The 15,718-nt window shown below is 60.7% G+C and carries 19 protein-coding genes; 4 read left to right on the forward strand and 15 right to left on the reverse strand.

Annotation, left to right across the window (positions count from 1 at the left end):
• Positions 1-64: 64 nt before the first annotated feature.
• From soxB to soxX, 6 genes are read right to left on the reverse strand one after another with little or no spacing between them, the layout of a single operon-like run.
• Positions 65-1,810, reverse strand: coding sequence for a thiosulfohydrolase SoxB (gene soxB / locus ABSE61_RS13215; RefSeq protein WP_423871564.1), 1,746 nt, complete (start codon positions 1,808-1,810; stop codon positions 65-67).
• Positions 1,811-1,837: 27 nt separating this feature from the next.
• Positions 1,838-2,161, reverse strand: coding sequence for a hypothetical protein (locus ABSE61_RS13220; RefSeq protein ID WP_423871565.1), 324 nt, complete (start codon positions 2,159-2,161; stop codon positions 1,838-1,840).
• Positions 2,158-3,003 carry a sulfur oxidation c-type cytochrome SoxA gene (soxA, locus tag ABSE61_RS13225; protein WP_423871653.1) on the reverse strand — a complete coding sequence of 282 codons (846 nt, stop codon included), beginning with the start codon at positions 3,001-3,003 and terminating at the stop codon, positions 2,158-2,160. The genes ABSE61_RS13220 and soxA overlap by 4 nt, the downstream gene beginning before the upstream one ends.
• A 42-nt stretch (positions 3,004-3,045) precedes the next feature.
• The gene (soxZ, locus tag ABSE61_RS13230; RefSeq protein WP_423871566.1) at positions 3,046-3,357 is read right to left on the reverse strand and encodes a thiosulfate oxidation carrier complex protein SoxZ; all 312 of its coding nucleotides are present in this window, start codon (positions 3,355-3,357) and stop codon (positions 3,046-3,048) included.
• A gap of 2 nt (positions 3,358-3,359) precedes the next feature.
• On the reverse strand, positions 3,360-3,854 hold the full coding sequence (soxY, locus tag ABSE61_RS13235; RefSeq protein ID WP_423871567.1) for a thiosulfate oxidation carrier protein SoxY: 495 nt from the start codon (positions 3,852-3,854) through the stop codon (positions 3,360-3,362).
• 40 nt (positions 3,855-3,894) lie between these two features.
• Positions 3,895-4,221 carry a sulfur oxidation c-type cytochrome SoxX gene (soxX, locus tag ABSE61_RS13240; protein WP_423871568.1) on the reverse strand — a complete coding sequence of 109 codons (327 nt, stop codon included), beginning with the start codon at positions 4,219-4,221 and terminating at the stop codon, positions 3,895-3,897.
• A gap of 130 nt (positions 4,222-4,351) precedes the next feature.
• Between soxX and ABSE61_RS13245 the strand changes: the two genes are divergently transcribed.
• The 4 genes from ABSE61_RS13245 (at position 4,352) to ABSE61_RS13260 (ending at position 8,106) form a co-directional block, all read left to right on the forward strand.
• Complete coding sequence (locus tag ABSE61_RS13245; protein WP_423871569.1) at positions 4,352-5,026, forward strand: DUF938 domain-containing protein; 675 nt, start codon at positions 4,352-4,354, stop codon at positions 5,024-5,026.
• 114 nt (positions 5,027-5,140) lie between these two features.
• A complete protein-coding gene (locus ABSE61_RS13250) occupies positions 5,141-6,355 on the forward strand; it encodes an MFS transporter (RefSeq protein ID WP_423871570.1) in 1,215 nt (404 codons plus the stop codon).
• A 44-nt stretch (positions 6,356-6,399) separates the two neighbouring features.
• Entirely contained in the window at positions 6,400-6,771 is a 372-nt protein-coding gene (locus ABSE61_RS13255) for a nuclear transport factor 2 family protein (RefSeq protein ID WP_423871571.1), read from the forward strand.
• Positions 6,772-6,909: 138 nt separating this feature from the next.
• Complete coding sequence (locus ABSE61_RS13260) at positions 6,910-8,106, forward strand: MFS transporter (protein WP_423871655.1); 1,197 nt, start codon at positions 6,910-6,912, stop codon at positions 8,104-8,106.
• 24 nt (positions 8,107-8,130) lie between these two features.
• Here ABSE61_RS13260 and ABSE61_RS13265 read toward each other — a convergent pair whose 3' ends face one another.
• The 9 genes from ABSE61_RS13265 to ABSE61_RS13305 all read right to left on the reverse strand — a co-directional run bounded on the left by ABSE61_RS13265 (position 8,131) and on the right by ABSE61_RS13305 (position 15,715).
• Positions 8,131-8,625: a VOC family protein gene (locus ABSE61_RS13265; RefSeq protein ID WP_423871572.1), complete on the reverse strand. Its 495-nt coding sequence runs from the start codon at positions 8,623-8,625 to the stop codon at positions 8,131-8,133.
• Between the two features lie 46 nt (positions 8,626-8,671).
• Entirely contained in the window at positions 8,672-9,217 is a 546-nt protein-coding gene (locus ABSE61_RS13270) for a carboxymuconolactone decarboxylase family protein (RefSeq protein WP_423871573.1), read from the reverse strand.
• A 244-nt stretch (positions 9,218-9,461) separates the two neighbouring features.
• Positions 9,462-10,499, reverse strand: a complete 1,038-nt coding sequence (locus ABSE61_RS13275; protein WP_423871574.1) for an amino acid ABC transporter substrate-binding protein — start codon at positions 10,497-10,499, stop codon at positions 9,462-9,464.
• Positions 10,500-10,555: 56 nt separating this feature from the next.
• A complete protein-coding gene (locus ABSE61_RS13280; protein ID WP_423871575.1) occupies positions 10,556-11,149 on the reverse strand; it encodes a L,D-transpeptidase in 594 nt (197 codons plus the stop codon).
• 313 nt (positions 11,150-11,462) lie between these two features.
• Complete coding sequence (locus ABSE61_RS13285; RefSeq protein ID WP_423871576.1) at positions 11,463-11,591, reverse strand: DUF2474 domain-containing protein; 129 nt, start codon at positions 11,589-11,591, stop codon at positions 11,463-11,465.
• The gene (cydB, locus tag ABSE61_RS13290; RefSeq protein WP_423871577.1) at positions 11,591-12,604 is read right to left on the reverse strand and encodes a cytochrome d ubiquinol oxidase subunit II; all 1,014 of its coding nucleotides are present in this window, start codon (positions 12,602-12,604) and stop codon (positions 11,591-11,593) included. Before cydB ends, ABSE61_RS13285 begins: the two co-directional genes overlap by 1 nt.
• Positions 12,601-14,010 (reverse strand): cytochrome ubiquinol oxidase subunit I, encoded by a 1,410-nt coding sequence (locus ABSE61_RS13295; RefSeq protein ID WP_423871578.1) that lies wholly within the window; start codon positions 14,008-14,010, stop codon positions 12,601-12,603. Before ABSE61_RS13295 ends, cydB begins: the two co-directional genes overlap by 4 nt.
• Before the next feature lie 69 nt (positions 14,011-14,079).
• Positions 14,080-14,691, reverse strand: a complete 612-nt coding sequence (locus tag ABSE61_RS13300; protein ID WP_423871579.1) for a sigma-70 family RNA polymerase sigma factor — start codon at positions 14,689-14,691, stop codon at positions 14,080-14,082.
• Between the two features lie 283 nt (positions 14,692-14,974).
• Positions 14,975-15,715: a response regulator gene (locus tag ABSE61_RS13305; RefSeq protein ID WP_423871580.1), complete on the reverse strand. Its 741-nt coding sequence runs from the start codon at positions 15,713-15,715 to the stop codon at positions 14,975-14,977.
• Positions 15,716-15,718: the final 3 nt, after the last annotated feature.

The raw sequence follows: 15,718 nt of genomic DNA on the forward strand, positions 1-15,718 counted from the left end.
ATGAGATCCGTGAACCGATTCCCTGATCGTATCATGCCGAGGAAAATGGCGCAGCAGAACGGCGTTAACCGGGCTCCAGGATGCCAGGGTTGCCGGTCACGCCCCGCAGCGCAACATTGTTGGCCGAGGGGTTGAGCGGCTTGCCACTCCCAAGATGTTTGGCAAGAACGTCCCACACCGGTATTCCCTGCTGGGCGTTGACGGCGGCCCAACCGGCGACGGCGTAGCGCTTCCCAGCTTCGATCGCGCGGCCCCTGTCGAGCTTCAGGTCGGAAATTCGTCGCCCGATTTTTTCCGAAGGCGTGCAGCTATAGCTGAGCCCGGCGATCCGGACCATGTCTCCACCCTGCTGGTAGTAGGGATCGGGATTGAAGAGATTGTCGCAGATATCTTCGAGCGTGTTCTTGATCTCGGTGCCGGTCAGCCTCGAGACATAGGTTTCCGGATAGGTGATGGCGGTCTCCGCCAGCACGTCTTCCATCGTCAAGGGCTGGTTCGGCAGGAAACTCGCACCCCAGCGAAAGCCCGGCGACAGCGCGATTTCGGAATCGAACTCACGGCGCAGCGCGCCGCAGATCAATTGATCCACCGTGCCCGTGAAATTGCCGCGGCGATAAAGCAGACGATCGGTGGTAACGATCTTGCCGATCCATGAGGCTGCATGGGGGTTGCGAACTTTATCGATCAGCGCCGCCATCGCGGCATCCGCTTTCAATAGCTCCGAAAACACCGGAAACAGACGGTACCGGATGTCCCGTACGCGGCCTTTGTCGAGGTCGAGATCGAGCACGCCGAGGAATTTGCCGTTCGAGCCGGCGTTGGTAACAAGCGTGGTGCCGCCGGTATTGGCGACCGCGATGGTTTGCGGAATCGCATCGTGGGTGTGCCCGCCGAGAATGACATCGAGGCCACGCACGCGGCTCGCCAATTTGAGATCGACATCCATGCCGTTATGCGACAACAGCAACACCGCGTCGGCCTTCTCGGCAGAACGAATATTGTCGATCAGCGTTTGCAATTCCCGTTCGCGAATGCCGAAGGTCCAGTCCGGTGTCAGCCGTTTCGGATGCGCGATTGGAACGTAAGGAAACGCTTGGCCGATTACCGCAACACGGTAGCCGCCGACCTCCTTCACGGTGGCCGGTTTGAACACGCGGCCTGAAGCGGGGTCGAAAGCCTTGGCGCCGTTGAATGCGGCTTCGTCGGTCAGGAAAACATTTTGCGCCAGGAATTCGCCTTTGAAGCGCTCGAGATTGCTGCGCAGCGTCTCCTCGCCATAGGTGAATTCCCAATGCCCGGTCATCGCTTCGACGCCGAGCAGGTTAGCGGCCTCAATCATGTCGGTACCGCGCAAGGTGTTGGCCAACCCTGTACCTTGCCAGGTATCGCCGCCGTCAAGCAGCAAAGCGCGCTGCGGTCCCACCTCATTACGCAACCGGTCGATCAAGGTTTTCAGATGCGCAAAGCCGCCAAGCTTGCCAAAGCGGCTTGCAGATTTCTCGAAATCGAGTGAAGTGAAAGCGTAAGCAGCGGCGCTCTCCGGCTTGATGCCGAAGCGGTCGAGAAAGGCGCGCCCGACGAGATGCGGCGGCTGTCCGGCCATCGAGCCCAGGCCGAGATTGACGCTCGGCTCACGAAAATAACCGGGCAGGAGCTGCGCATGCGTATCGGTGATGTGCAGGATGCGGGCGTTGCCGAAGCGTTCGAGATCGTAGACGCCGCCCTCCGCGCTGCGCGCGCGCCGCGGCAGGCTTGCGGAGAACGCGGCAGAACCCGCAAGTTTAAGTAGTTCCCGGCGACGGATGGTCATGGTCGGCAGTGCGCCATTTTCGAGCCTTTAGCGTATCTGAAGATTCTTCCAGGCGTCCTTTTCGCTGGTCGCCTGGAAAATCGAAGCCTTGGCCAGAGCTTCGGCCGCTTTGGCGGCGGTAATCGCCGTCTCGAAATCTTGTTTTTCGGCGGCTTTCCTGGCGTCAGTGAGGGCGGTTTCGGTTGCGAGCCATTGGTTGCGCAAGCGGCCAGCTTCCTGTTCGGCCGCGTCTGCTGTGGCATAAGCTTGTTTGAAGTCGGCCTCGGAGTTCGCGGCGAATGCTGTGCCGATCGACGAGAGAGGCGCGAGCAAACAAATGATTCGCAGCCGAGCTTTCGATGGATTTCTCATGGCCGAGAACCCGGTCCGGAGATCGGCAAGCCGTTGCTGACATACGACAGAAAATATTCGAGGTCGCGATATTCTTCGGCTTGCGGTTCAAGCGGTACGCCGCGCACCTGGCTGTTGCAGGTGATGAAGCGGCGGCTGGTGGTGCCCATGCCGCCCCATTCCGAACGGTAGATCGGCATGGCGTTGAGAATCCCGAGCGCCGGCGCGAGCACTTCAGCGCGCAGCCGCTCGCCGGGATTTTGTACATGGCAGGTCGCGCAGGAAAAATTCAATTGCCCCCGCCGCGAGTAGAAATAGCGCTTGCCGTTCTCGTATGCCTCAAGCGCGCGGGGATCGTCGGGGATTTTGATATCGAATGGTTTGCCGCGGGATGTGAAGGCCATATAGGCGGTCAATGCGGCCATGTCGTCGCCGGTGTAGGAAATAGCTTTCGCGCCATTGGCTTCACGGCACTGATTCAGCGCCAGTTCCAACGTGACGACATGGCCCGTCTTCTCGTCAAATCGCGGATAGTTCTGCCGGATCCCGATGCCTTGCTCTGAAAAACAATCCGCGTAGTGCTTGCCGTTGGCGAAAGGCTTGGCGAACAGCTCCTTGCCTGCCTCAAGCGAAAATTCGTAAGGCGGAAATTGCTCTTTCTCTTCCCATTGCCGGCGCATGTCTTCATTCAGCGAGTAGGGGCCGTTGGCGAAATCGTCGAGCTTCACGTTGGGAAACTTATCGACGAAATAATTCCGGAAAGCGCGCGCGTCAGCCGCGGGGTCGATGCCGTCGGCGGCGAGCGCCTCAGCGATCGCGAGCAGCAAAGCGGCGAGGGAAATCAGAAGAAGTCTCACGCTCAGCCATCCCCCGGCTCGATCGACGCGCGCCGACAAGACGAGCGCCTACTGTATCTTGAACGTGGCAGTGTCACTCTCGCCCTTGTTGTCGATCCAGCTTACCTTCAGCTCGTCGCCCTTGCTGGCGCCTTTGAACGCGAATTTGACGTAGGGATCCTTGGAGACCGCCGTTCCCCAATCGGCGATGAACACCGGCCGGCCGTTATGTTCGAACGTCAGCTCCCTGATGAAATGAGCCGGGATGAATTCGCCTTTGTCGTCCTTGATGAAGCCCGAATCCATCGGATGCTGAATCAGCGTCTGCACTTCGGTCGTCTCGCCATTTGCGATCGCGCGCACGCGGATGCTCGATGCCATGTTCAGCCTCCGCAGCCGCCAACGGTGACCTTGACTTCCTTGGTCGCGCTAAAAAGCTTGCCGCCGGATTCCACGATCACAATGACATTGCTGGTCTTGGCCATTTTCAGGCGGTTGGCGACGTTGGGCATCGTGCCCTGCGGTATCTTGTAATAGGCCGCGAGTACATTCGGATTTTCCGGCACCACGAAGGCGATCGTCGTGACGTCCGCAAGGCTGGTTGAGACCGATATCGGAACCACCGCGCCGTTCTCGGCGATCTCCGGCGCATCGAGTTTGATCTTGTCGGAGGGCTCGGCGGTCCGACCGTAGAGCAGCTTGATCGCCTCCTTGCCGTCCTTTTGCTTGAAGGCGTCTTCGGGGTATTTATCGTTGGCGGCGGCAACGGCCGGCGTGGCGTGGAGCGCGACAACGCCGAGACCCGTGAGTGCGACCGATCCGGCGCCGCGCAGGACAAGGCGTCGCGTGACCGGCAAGCTGCCATCAAGGGTCGTCATCGCTCATCTCCCCATTTTGCCACGCGCTTGAGATTGTTTCTCATAGCGTTTGCAGGAAGTCGACGATCGCGTCGATTTCCTGTTCAGTCAAAATACGATTGCGGCCGAACGGCGGCATCGCCGTCAGCGGATTCCGGCCTGTCTCGTCGGTCAGGATCGCGACGAGGTCGCTGCGGTCAGGATACTTGCGTTTGATGTCCTTGAGCTCCGGCCCGATGGTGCCTGGCAGATCGCCGCCCCTGATGTTGTGGCAGCTCAAACAATTTCCTTTGGCCCGGTCGAAAGCCAGTTTTTCGCCCTCGCTGGCCTTTGATTGGGCCTGCGCCGCACCACACGGCCAGCTGATGGCCGTTATGAGCGCCATCATGAGAAGCCTGGATGAGCAGCGATCGGACAAGATACGATTGTTCCAGCTGGCGATTGGTCCGAATATAACGTTTCACAGCATAAACGCTATCGCCTGACAATGCGGGTGGCGCCGATTCCTGGAGGCTGACGTGGCCGAGTATGTCGTTGAATTTGGCAAGGACGGTGGCCGCCTCGAGCCGGACGGCCGGCTCGACGCGCCCGCTTTTCACCGCAACCATCAGGCCATCCGCGGCGTTCTGGAGCGGCACTTGACCGGAAAATCCGGCGATGCTGTTGAGGCCGGCAGTGGCACCGGCCAGCACGTCGTCGAATTCGCCCGTCAATTTCCTGACATCACATGGTGGCCGAGCGATCTCAACGAGAATCACCTGACCAGCATCGAGGCGTGGCGGCTGCATTCGCAGTTGACGAACATCCGTCCGCCACAACGGATCGATCTGTCCGATCCGGCCTGGGGCGAGGCGATGCGGGCCGCAGGTGGTCCGGGCCAATTGCTCGCGGTGTTCTGCGCCAATGTTATTCACATCGCGCCGTGGCGCGTCGCGGAAGGATTGGTCGCTGGCGCAGGGCGTGCCTTGCGCCAAGGCGGAATGCTCTTCCTCTATGGTCCCTTTTCGCGCGGCGGCCGGCATAGCGCCGAAAGCAATGCAGCTTTCGATACGAGCCTGCGCCAGGGCAATCCCGAATGGGGCGTGCGTGATGTCGAGGCGGTGGAAAAGCTCGCAGGCCGTACCGGTCTTTCGCTGATCGAGATCGCGGACATGCCGGCCAACAATCTCACGCTGATATTCCGCCGAGCCTAAGCGGTCGCGCATAGCGCACGCTCGTTTCCATCGGTTGATAGGAGCGGCGACGCATAGTACTCGAATCGTCAATGTTACAGCGGCGTCTTGCCGTCTTCGGGGTGGAAACAGCCAATGATCGATATGGCCGCAGCCGCGGCAAGCACGGATGACGTTCGCGTCCGCGCCAATGTCACGCGATTGGCCGCGGCACAGGCGCTGACGGGAGCGAACTCCGCGGTGATTTTCGCGACCGGATCGATCGTGGGTGCAACGTTGGCACCTGATGTCTCGCTCGCGACCGTGCCGATCTCGATGTATGTCGCGGGCCTCGCCGCGGGCACCTTGCCGACCGGTATCCTCTCGCGCGCCTACGGCCGCCGCGTCGCTTTCATCGCCGGTACGGCATGTGGCACCTTCACAGGCCTGCTCGGCGCGTTGGCGATCTTGCGCGGCTCCTTCGTGTTGTTTTGCTGCGCGACCTTTCTCGGCGGGCTGTATGGCGCGGTCTCGCAGTCTTATCGCTTCGCGGCCGCCGACGGCGCCAGCGCGGCACTTCGTCCCAAGGCCGTGTCGTGGGTGATGGCGGGCGGTGTGTTCGCCGGCGTGCTCGGTCCGCAGCTCGTGCAATGGACGATGGATGTCTGGTCGCCCTATCTGTTCGCATTCAGCTTCATCGTGCAGGCTGCGGTGGCGTTGGTGGCGATGGCTGTTCTTGCCGGTGTCGATGCACCAAGGCCTGCGACGGCCGATCTGCATCGCGGCCGTCCGTTGTTTGAGATCGTGCGGCAGCCGCGCTTCATTGCGGCGGCGCTCTGTGGCGTCATCGCCTATCCAGCGATGAATCTCGTGATGACGTCGGCGCCGCTGGCGATGAAAATGTGCGGGCTGACCTTGAGCGATTCCAATTTCGGCATTCAGTGGCACATCGTGGCGATGTATGGGCCGAGCTTCTTCACGGGATCGCTGATCGCGCGTTTCGGTGCGCCAAGGGTGGTTGCAACGGGGCTTCTGCTGGAGGCTTGCGCTGCCATCGTCGGTCTCTCCGGCCTGACGGCGCTGCACTTCTGGGGGACACTGATTGTGCTTGGCATCGGCTGGAATTTCGGCTTTGTCGGCGCCTCCGCGCTGGTGCTGGAAACGCACCGGCCGGAAGAGCGCAACAAGGTGCAGGCCTTCAACGATTTCCTGGTATTCGGCATGATGGCGGTGGGGTCGTTCTCTTCCGGCAAGTTGCTGGCGAATTACGGCTGGGCTGCAGTCAACTGGGTGGTGTTCCCGCCGGTATTTTTGGGCATCACCGTGCTGTTGCTCGTTTCGCTCATGAGGCGGAGGGCCGCGTCGCCGTAGTTCTGAGAGACTTCCATTCGATTTTCTCACGCCAGGAGGGATCAATGCCGTCGCGCGCCCGTCTCGATGAGTTCATCGCGGTTGTCGAGTCCGGCGACCATACCGGCGCCATCGAACGCTATTACACCGAAGACGCAACCATGCAGGAGAACGCAGCGCCGCCGCGGGTCGGCCGCGATACGCTGGTCGCTCACGAGCACGCCGCGCTGGCGCGGATGTCGCAGGTTGATTCGAAATGCGTGTCGTCGGTGGTCGAAGGCGATCGCGTCGCTATCCACTGGAATTTTGTACTTACCGAGAAGTCCGGCGTAGTGCGCCGCTTCGACGAGCTCGCCTGGCAGGAATGGCGCGGCGACAAGATTTTCCGCGAACGTTTCTTTTACGATCCGACCAAGGTCACCGTTGGAGTGGTTTGAAAATCGCCCCTGCTGATGCCAGCTGCTGACACTTCGATTTGGATCGAAATAAGTGGCTTGGCCCGGCGTCAGCCAAGGCCTATCTGATTTCCCTAGAGATCGGGAGATCGCCGCTTGGACGCCTCAGCTTCCTATTCGATGAACGAGAGCTCCATCCGCTATAACGGGTGGCGGATCGTTGCGGTGTGCTTTGTGGTCGCAACCTTCGGTTGGGCGTTCGGTTTTTATGGCCAGAGCGTCTATCTGGCCGAGTTGCATCGGCTGTATGGCTGGCCGGCATCACTGATTTCGGCCGCGACGACGTCTTTCTATTTGTTCGGCGCGTTGCTCGTCGTTTTCGTCGGGGAAACGGTCAGAAGATTCGGCCCGCGAAATTGCCTCCTGGCAGGTACGAGCGCGATGGCGGTCGCGGTGGTTCTCATGGGGCAGGCCAGCCAACCCTGGCAGCTTTATTTCGCCGATGCAGTCCTTGCCGTCGGCTGGGCGGGCACCAGCCTGGCGATGATCAGCAATACGCTGGGCCTCTGGTTTGATCGAAAGCGCGGCATGGCGATCAGCCTAGCCTTGAACGGTGCAAGCTTTGGCGGCATTGCCGGCGTTCCGCTGCTGGTGATCGCGATCGGCCGGTTTGGCTTTGCGCATGCGATGATGGTGGCGGCCGCCGTCATGGTCGTATTGGTGATGCCCGTGGTGTTGCTTTTTGTCGGGCCGCCGCCGTCGCACGCGAGCGCTGGGCTTGCCGCGGCTGACGATGCGCCGTCGTCGTCGGAAATCCGTGCCCGCGCTTTTCGCGATATCGGTTTTCTGTCGGTATCAATCGCATTCGCGCTGGTGCTGTTTGCGCAGGTCGGCTTCATCGTTCACCTGATCGCCTTCCTCGATCCCGTGATCGGCCGTTCCAGTGCAACGGTCGCGATCGCGATGTTGACGGCGATGGCGGTGGTCGGTCGCGTGCTGTTCTCGACCGTGATCGACCGCCTCAATCAGCGGCTGGCCTCGGCGCTTTCCTTTGTGAGTCAGGCGCTGGCGCTCGCGGTGATCGTCAACTTCGATAACGATATGGTGCTGATAGCGGCCTGCGCTGTCTTCGGTTTTTCGGTCGGCAACCTGATCACGCTGCCGTCGCTGATCGTGCAGCGTGAGTTTGAGGCGCGTTCGTTCGGCGTATTGATCAGCCTGCTCACCGCGATCACCCAGGTGACCTATGCTTTCGGCCCCGGCGTAATCGGTGCGCTACGCGATCTCTCCGGATCCTATACGTTGCCGTTTTACTGCTGCATAGCGCTGGAACTGGTGGCGGCCGCGTTCGTGACGATCCGTGGAAAGTTGGCGTGACGGGCCAAAGCTAGTGGGGCAAGGCTATGCCACGCGTTGCCGCATCAGATCCTCGACATCGAGGCGCCGCGTGAACATCGCCAGCGATCCGTCAGCCGTACGCGGCCATTCGGCTTGCGGCCGGTCCCAATAAAGCTCGACGCCGTTTTCGTCGGGGTCACGCAAATAAAGCGCCTGGCTCACGCCGTGGTCGCTGGCGCCGTCGAGCGGAATGCCGGCGCTGGTCACGCGATGCAACGCATCCGCCAGCGCCGCACGGGTCGGATAGAGGATCGCGGTGTGAAAGAGCCCCGTCGTTCCCGCAGCAGGCGGATGACCGCCTTTGCTTTCCCAGGTGTTCAACCCGATGTGGTGGTGATAACCGCCTGCCGAGATGAACGCCGCGTCAGTGCCATAGCGTTGCATCAGCTCGAAGCCGAGCACGCCGCAGTAAAATCCCAGCGCGCGCTCGAGATCGGCGACCTTGAGATGAACGTGGCCGATTCTGGTGCCGGCGACGATGGGCGGATTTGGCGACATGACTGCTCCCCTGCATGACAGTTAGCATCTAGGGAGCGGCCAAAGCTCATGCAAGTTCCGACACCTGCCCATCGGGCAGGCCAAACTCGAAGGTGTTCAGCGTCATCGAGACCATGGTGTAGTAGCCGCAGAGGCCAATGACCTCGACGACCCCACGTTGGGTGAGAACATTGACGGCTTCGTCATACAGCGCCTGGGACAGCCCGTGGCCCTCATGCAGCGATTTCGCGACATCGTAGATCATCTTGCCCTTGGGGTCGTCGAATGTGGGCGTGTGGCGATCGCGAATGTCGTCGGCGATCTTGGGGTCCATGCCGCCCTGGAGCGCGAGGCGCTTGTGAGCAAACCACTCGTAATGCGAGGTCCAGTGCCGCGCGGTGACGAGGATCGCAATCTCGGACAATTTGGTCGGAAATATCGTGTTGAAACGCAGCACCTCGCCTAGCCGCGTGGCGTGACGCGCCATCTCCGGGCTGTTGAGCCAGGCCATCATCGGCGCCGGCGGCCTGCCGCGCTTGCCGGCGATCGCTTCGTCGTAGGTCGCTTTTTGGTCAGCGCCCATTTCCTCGGGCGAGAGCAATTTCAGCCGCATCTTCGTTTCCTTTATTTATTTAGCGTTTTGGCAAGACACCTGATCGGAAAGGCGGGCCACGTATATTGGCTCACAGTCGCCCCGTCATTGCGAGCGTCAGCGAAGCAATCCAGCCTTGCGGCCGCGGGCCGATCAAAAATTCTGGATTGCTTCGGAGCTTCCGCCTTCGCTCTTCGAGCTACGGCTGACAAGACGCTCCCTTGCGCAAACGCTTCGTGATTGTCGCAGGCAATGACAGGAGGGACTACCTGATCGGCGGCGCGTATTGAATGCCGCCGGCGCTCCAGAGCTGGTTGAGTCCACGCGGAATCTTCAACTTGGAGTCCGAGCCGACATTGCGCTCATAGACCTCGCCGTAATTACCGACATGCCGGATGACGCGGACCGCCCAGTCTTTGGTCAACCCAAGTTCCCCGCCATAATTGCCTTCGGTGCCGACCAGCCGCATGACGTCAGGCTTCTTGGACTTGAGCGCTTCGTCGATGTTCTTGGAGGTCACCCCAAGCTCTTCGGCATTGATCATCGCATAAAGCGTCCACTTCACGATCAGCATCCAGTCGTCGTCGCGAAGCCGCACCACCGGCGCCAGGGGCTCCTTGGAGATCACGTCCGGCAAGATGGTGTGGTCGACCGGCTTCGCCAGATTGAGCCGCAGCGCATAAAGCTGGGATACATCGGCAGTCAGCGTATCGCATTGGCCGGATTCATAGGCCTTGACGACGTCTTCCAGTTTGCCGAACTTTTTCTCCTCGAACTTTATGTTGTTGGCACGGAAGTAGTCGGCGAGGTTGAGCACCGTCGTGGTGCCATCCTGTACGCAAACCTTGCTGCCGTTGAGGTCGAGCGCCGAATCGATGTTGCGCGCGCGGGGCAGCATGAAGCCCTGGCCGTCATAATAGGCGACCGCCGGGAAATAGAGATCGTAGGAGGTCTCGCGCGACATGCTCCAGGTCGAATTGCGCGACAGAATATCTACTTTGCGATTTTGCAGTTCGCGGAAGCGCTCATTGGCGTCGAGCGGGATGAATTTCGCCTTGTTCGGATCGTCGAAGATGGCGGCAGCGACCGCGCGGCAGAAATCGACGTCGAAGCCGGTCCAGTTGCCTTTATCGTCGGGGATCGAGAAGCCGGGTAGCCCCTTGTTGACGCCGCACAGAACTTCGCCACGGCGAACCGTCCGCTTCAGGGTGCGCGTGTCATAGAGCTCGTAGGTGACGGCAACGGCCGCGACCGCAACTGCGACCGCCAGCCCAATGAGCAGGCCGCCTCGGAATGTCCGCATAATCTGTCCCTCGCCCCGGTCGGGAAGTTGAAATAGCTTTTGAGAAAAAGCTGCTGTTACAGTTCCGGCTTCTGCCGCACCACGACCTTGGTGCCCACCGGCACGCGGTCATAGAGATCGGCGACGTCGGAATTGACCAGGCGGAAACATCCGGAGGAAACCTTGGTGCCGATCGTATCCGGCCGGTTGGTGCCGTGAATGCGATAGACCGTGGTGCCGAGATACATCGCGCGCGCGCCAAGCGGATTGCCGGGGCCGCCGGCCATGAAGCGCGGCAGATAGGGTTGGCGCTCGATCATTTCCGGCGGCGGCACCCAGTCCGGCCACTCCGCCTTGCGGGCAATACTCAACAGCCCTTGCCACTGGAATCCGTCGCGGCCGACGCCGATTCCATAACGAAGCGCACGGCCGCCGGGCTGGACCAGATAGAGATGCCGTTCGGCGGTCGAAATGATGATGGTGCCCGGTGGCTCCGTGGTGCGGAAATACACCATCTGCTTTTGCCACTCCGGATCGAGTTCGTAGCTGTCGTCGGCGATCAGGCCGGGCTGGTCGCCCTGGTCGGGCTGTTGCGCAAAACTGTGCGAGGGCGAAAGCATCAGACCGGCTGCGGCGATTGCCGTGCAGATCAGGTGACGCATTTTTATCATTTCAAACCTCTCCCGTCGCTCGTCGTCTGAAAACCACCAGCGTTTACCAAGGCCGTTTTCCCATCAAATCTCAGGGGCAGGATGATGGCAAGCTGTCGTTCAGATCGCTAGTGCCCTCATTCCGAAATTCGTGAGACATCGCGGCAACCTCTTACGCGAATTTCGGAAAGCAAAGGGCACTAGCAAATTTATGTTTTCTAGTATCGCTTTCGATCTGAAGCCCCTGGGAAGAACTCGCCCTTTGCAGGGCAGGGACTTCAGGTCGGCGATACTAGTCCTTTTACAGGCAATGCTATGATTTTCAAAAAACTTTTCAATGCGGGGCGATCCAAAGCCTGATGATCAGCGATACGCTCGCCACCGCGCCGACGCCGCCGAGCCAGAGGATGGCAAACCACGCCAGACGTTGGGCGAGTGACCGCGCTTGGGGCTTGGCAATCATCAATGATAGCCGCTTTCAGGTTTGACCTTGCCACGGAAGACCCAATAGGCCCAGGCGGTATAGCCAAGGATCAGCGGCACGAGCACCGCGACGCCAAACAGCATGAAGATCTGGCTCCGCTCCGGCGACGCCGCCTGCCAGATGGTGATGCTTTGCGGCACGATATACGGATACATGCTGATGCCGAGACCCGCATACGACAGCGCAAACAAAGCGAGCGACAGGAAAAACGGCCGATAATCCTGCCTGACGGCGAGGCTGCGCAACAGCATGATGGTTACGGCGGCGACCGCGATCGGGACCGGCGCGGTCAGGATCAGGTTCGGCCAGGTGAACCAGCGTTGCGCATATTGCACATGAAGAAACGGCGTGGCGATGCTGACCGCCCCGATCGCGCCCAGCATCGCAAACAACAATAGCCAGCTCAGGCGATAGGCCTTGTCGCGAAGACCGCCCTCGGTCTTCATCACCAGCCAGGTGGCGCCGAGTAGCGCGTAACCGGCGACCAGCGAAATGCCGGTCAGAACGGTGAACGGCGTCAGCCAGTCCCACCACCCGCCGGCATAGTGCCGTCCCTCGACGTGAACGCCTTGCAGGATGGCGCCGAGCGCGATGCCTTGCGCCAGTGCCGCCACCGACGATCCGCCGGCGAAGGCGATATCCCAGCGATTTCGTTCGACCTGTGTCGTGCGCCAGCGAAATTCGAAGGCGACGCCGCGAAAGACCAGGCCGATCAACATCGCAATGACGGGCGTGTAGATGGCCGGCATCAAAACGGCATAAGCGAGCGGAAAGGCGGCCATCAGGCCGCCGCCGCCCAATACCAGCCAGGTCTCGTTGCCGTCCCACACCGGCGCCACGCTGTTCATGATGACGTCGCGATCGGACTTTTCAGGAAAAAGCGGAAACAGAATCCCAAGCCCGAGGTCGAAGCCGTCCATCACCACATAGACGAAAACCGCAAACGCGATGATGAACGCCCAGATCGTTGCCACATCGAAAGACACGGTCATCCGGCTTCTCCTTTCGCCACCGCCGCAGCGGCGGGCGTGATGCCGGCGGCGCGCGCCGGGATGTCGCCTTGCGGGCCTTGTTCGCCATGATGCGGCGGATGGCTCATCAGGCGCAGGAGATAGATCACGCCGGCGGCGAACACGGCGAAATAGACCACAACGAAGGCGGTCAAAGAGGAGGCAACCGCGGGCGCAGCCAATGGCGAAGCTGAATCCGTCGTTCGCAGCAGCCCGTAGACCGTGAACGGCTGGCGCCCGGTCTCGGTGGTGATCCAGCCTGCGAGCACGGCCACGAAGCCCGCCGGGCCCATGACCATCGCGAAGGCATGCAACAGGCGGGATTCATACAGCTGGCCGCGCCAGCGTTCCCACAGGCTAAGCAGGCCGAGGCCGAAGATCAGAAATCCCAGCCCGACCATGACCCGGAACGACCAGAACGTGATCGGAACCGGCGGCCAATCCTGCCGTGGAACGGTGTCGAGGCCCTTGAGCGGCGCATTGAGCGCATGTTTGAGGATCAGCGAGCTCAGCTTCGGGATTTCGATCGGGTAGCGGACCTGGCCTGCTTGCTGATCGGGTAGTCCGAACAAAATCAGCGGCGCGCCGTCATTGTGGCTCTGGTAATGGCCTTCCATCGCCATCACCTTGGCCGGCTGATGCTCCAGCGTGTTGAGGCCATGCTGGTCGCCGGCGAGAATCTGGATCGGTCCCACCAGCGTCGCCATCCACATCGCCATCGAGAACATCACGCGGGCGCCCGCCTGATGGGAGTCGCGCCAGAGATGAAAGGCGCCGACGGCACTGACGACCAGCGCGGTCGTGAGATAGGCCGCAAGCACCATATGCACGATGCGATAGGGAAATGACGGGTTGAAGATCAGCTTCAGCCAGTCGGCGGGAACGAACTGTCCGTCGGCGTTCACCGCGTAGCCGGCGGGCGTTTGCATCCAGGAATTGGCGGAAAGGATCCAGAACGCCGAGATCAAAGTCCCGATTGCCACCATCAAGGTTGCGAGGAAGTGCAGGCGATGGCCCACCCGTTCGAGGCCGAACAGCATGACGCCAAGGAAGCCGGCTTCGAGAAAGAAGGCCGTGAGCACCTCATAGGCCATCAGCGGGCCGATCACCGGGCCGGTCTTGTCGGCGAAAACCGACCAGTTGGTGCCGAACTGGTAGGACATCACGATGCCGGAAACGACGCCCATGCCGAAGGCAACGGCGAAAATCTTCAGCCAGTAATTGAACAGGTTGATGAAGACTTCACGACCGGTCCAGAGCCACAGCGCTTCGAGAACCGCGAGGTAGCTGGCTAATCCGATCGAGAAAGCGGGAAACACGATGTGAAACGACATCGTGAACGCGAACTGTGCCCGGGCCAAGCCCACGGCATCCCAGCTTTCGAACATCACAAGAACCCAACATCACCGCGGTGACGTGGATTGTATCACGTGGAATGTTGCGAGGGTACTATCAGTTCAGGCGGCCAGGCTCTCGATGCCGGCGACCTTGAGCAGGTCGGCGAGCTGTTTGCGCGCATAGAACATCCGCGTCTTCACCGTGCTCTGGGGAATGCCGATGATGAGACCGACCTCTTCGACCGACTTCTCGTGATAGTAGACGAGATTGATGATCTCGCGATGCGCCGGCGACAATTTGGCAACGCAGGCTCGCAGGATCGCGCTGGTTGAGCTGCGGTCAAGACAGGCTTCCGGCGTCTCCGCGCCATCGGCGATCTCGAGGATCTCCTCCTGATCGATGTCCTCATGCCGCCGCTGGCGCAAGGCGGTCAGGGCCTTGAAGCGGGCAATCGACAGAAACCAGGTGGAGACCTGGGAACGGCCCTGGAATTGGCCCGCCGTACGCCACACGTCGAGGAAAACCTGGCTGGTCAAATCCTCGGCCGTGGTGGTGTCGCGTACCATCCGCAGGATAAACCGGTAAACCCGCACATGGTGGCGCGAATAGAGAATGTGCATCGCGTGGCGGCCGCCCTCGGCAATGCCCTCAAGCAGCGCTTCATCGGACGTCGCCTGAGCGGCAATGATGCCTTGGTGGGCTGCGGCATTGATGGCTACGACATTCTGCATGACAGTCTCCCAGTGTCGCCCTGTGGCGGCCTTTGTTGCCTCCATTGGTAGTCAGCGACAGTTTCGGGACGTCTGCGAGAAAAGCGAAAAATGGTTTCGTGGGCTGGAGAATTGTTTCGTCGGGGCCGTTTCGACGAAACAATTGGCAGGAAAAAGCCAGCAAATCTAATAAGATAAAATTTTAGCTTGTCGGCGGCAGCAAGGCCCTCACCGAGGGAACAAAGACGCCCGACGGTGACGGTGGCCTGTAGCAGGCCTTCTGCGGGGAAAATCTCAGCGGAAGTCAGGTCTTGTCGCCTGCGGGCGAGAACAGATATCCGCCGCCGCGAATCGTCCTGATCACTGCCGGTTTGGTGGGATCGACCTCGATCTTGCGGCGAATTCGCATGATGCGAAGGTCGACCGCGCGATCGAAAGCTTCGCTGTCGCGGGCGTTGGCAAGTTCCAGGAGCCGCTCGCGCGACAGCACGCGCTTCGGATTAGCGGCGAAGACCTTGAGCAGCCCGAATTCGGAGGCCGTCAACGGATGTTCGTTGCCTTCGTCGTCGCGCAGCGCCTGCGCCTGAAGATCGAGCCACTTGGTGCCGAACCGCACCAGCGAATCCTTGTCGGCTTTCGCGCCATTGGCATCGCCTGCGGCCTGCACCCGGGCCGGCGCGCTTCGCCGCAACACCGAGCGAATTCGTGCCATCAGTTCGCGCAGTTCGCAGGGTTTGGCGACATAGTCGTCGGCGCCAAGCTCCAACCCGACCACGCGATCGATCGGACTCGCGGTGGCCGTCAGCATGATCACGGGTACGTTGGTGCGGCTTTTCAGGTCGCGGATGATCGAAAGGCCGTCTTCTTCAGGCATGTTCAGGTCGAGCACCACCAGATCGGGCACGTTGTTTTCGATCGCGCCGCGCAGGCTCTTGCCGCCGTCGCAAAGCGTTACGGTAAAACCGTGCATTTTGAGGTAATCACCGACCATCTCGCGGGCCGGTGCCTCGTCATCGACAATGATGATGTGCTGACTTTGACTCATGGG

It is taken from the genome of Bradyrhizobium sp., from assembly GCF_049519115.1.
GTDB lineage: Bacteria > Pseudomonadota > Alphaproteobacteria > Rhizobiales > Xanthobacteraceae > Bradyrhizobium.

Excerpts from the sequence above, each read along its gene's own strand:
- soxB (WP_423871564.1), bottom strand. The coding sequence starts at position 1,810 with ATGACCATCCGTCGCCGGGAACTACTTAAACTTGCGGGTTCTGCCGCG.
- ABSE61_RS13220 (WP_423871565.1), bottom strand. The coding sequence starts at position 2,161 with ATGAGAAATCCATCGAAAGCTCGGCTGCGAATCATTTGTTTGCTCGCG.
- soxZ (WP_423871566.1), bottom strand. The coding sequence starts at position 3,357 with ATGGCATCGAGCATCCGCGTGCGCGCGATCGCAAATGGCGAGACGACC.
- soxY (WP_423871567.1), bottom strand. The coding sequence starts at position 3,854 with ATGACGACCCTTGATGGCAGCTTGCCGGTCACGCGACGCCTTGTCCTG.
- soxX (WP_423871568.1), bottom strand. The coding sequence starts at position 4,221 with ATGATGGCGCTCATAACGGCCATCAGCTGGCCGTGTGGTGCGGCGCAG.
- ABSE61_RS13250 (WP_423871570.1), top strand. The coding sequence starts at position 5,141 with ATGATCGATATGGCCGCAGCCGCGGCAAGCACGGATGACGTTCGCGTC.
- ABSE61_RS13255 (WP_423871571.1), top strand. The coding sequence starts at position 6,400 with ATGCCGTCGCGCGCCCGTCTCGATGAGTTCATCGCGGTTGTCGAGTCC.
- ABSE61_RS13260 (WP_423871655.1), top strand. The coding sequence starts at position 6,910 with ATGAACGAGAGCTCCATCCGCTATAACGGGTGGCGGATCGTTGCGGTG.
- ABSE61_RS13265 (WP_423871572.1), bottom strand. The coding sequence starts at position 8,625 with ATGTCGCCAAATCCGCCCATCGTCGCCGGCACCAGAATCGGCCACGTT.
- ABSE61_RS13270 (WP_423871573.1), bottom strand. The coding sequence starts at position 9,217 with ATGCGGCTGAAATTGCTCTCGCCCGAGGAAATGGGCGCTGACCAAAAA.
- ABSE61_RS13275 (WP_423871574.1), bottom strand. The coding sequence starts at position 10,499 with ATGCGGACATTCCGAGGCGGCCTGCTCATTGGGCTGGCGGTCGCAGTT.
- ABSE61_RS13280 (WP_423871575.1), bottom strand. The coding sequence starts at position 11,149 with ATGATAAAAATGCGTCACCTGATCTGCACGGCAATCGCCGCAGCCGGT.
- ABSE61_RS13285 (WP_423871576.1), bottom strand. The coding sequence starts at position 11,591 with ATGATTGCCAAGCCCCAAGCGCGGTCACTCGCCCAACGTCTGGCGTGG.
- cydB (WP_423871577.1), bottom strand. The coding sequence starts at position 12,604 with ATGACCGTGTCTTTCGATGTGGCAACGATCTGGGCGTTCATCATCGCG.
- ABSE61_RS13295 (WP_423871578.1), bottom strand. The coding sequence starts at position 14,010 with ATGTTCGAAAGCTGGGATGCCGTGGGCTTGGCCCGGGCACAGTTCGCG.
- ABSE61_RS13300 (WP_423871579.1), bottom strand. The coding sequence starts at position 14,691 with ATGCAGAATGTCGTAGCCATCAATGCCGCAGCCCACCAAGGCATCATT.
- ABSE61_RS13305 (WP_423871580.1), bottom strand. The coding sequence starts at position 15,715 with ATGAGTCAAAGTCAGCACATCATCATTGTCGATGACGAGGCACCGGCC.